1 protein-coding gene is annotated in these 260 nt (G+C 59.2%); it reads left to right on the plus strand.

Going from position 1 to position 260, the window contains the following annotated elements:
• Positions 1-260 (plus strand): thiaminase II/PqqC family protein (locus tag RH81_RS16840; RefSeq protein WP_206539394.1); only part of this gene is annotated, 260 nt, incomplete at both ends.

Raw genomic sequence — 260 nt, forward strand, 5'->3', positions numbered from 1 at the left:
AACTTCGCGCGAAGGGCACGGCGTACCACATTCATCATCCGTTTAACGTGAAGATGAACGAAGGTGGTTGCTCGCGCGAACAGATTCGCGGCTGGGTGGCGAACCGGTTTTACTACCAGATCAACATCCCTCTGAAGGACGCGGCGGTCATGTCGAACTGTCCCGATCGGGAAACGCGGCGGCGCTGGGTGCTGCGCATTCTCGATCACGACGGTTACGGGGATGACGAAGGCGGCATTGAAACATGGGCACGCCTGGGC

Source organism: Psychroserpens jangbogonensis (genome assembly GCF_000797465.1).
Taxonomy (GTDB): domain Bacteria; phylum Bacteroidota; class Bacteroidia; order Flavobacteriales; family Flavobacteriaceae; genus Psychroserpens; species Psychroserpens jangbogonensis.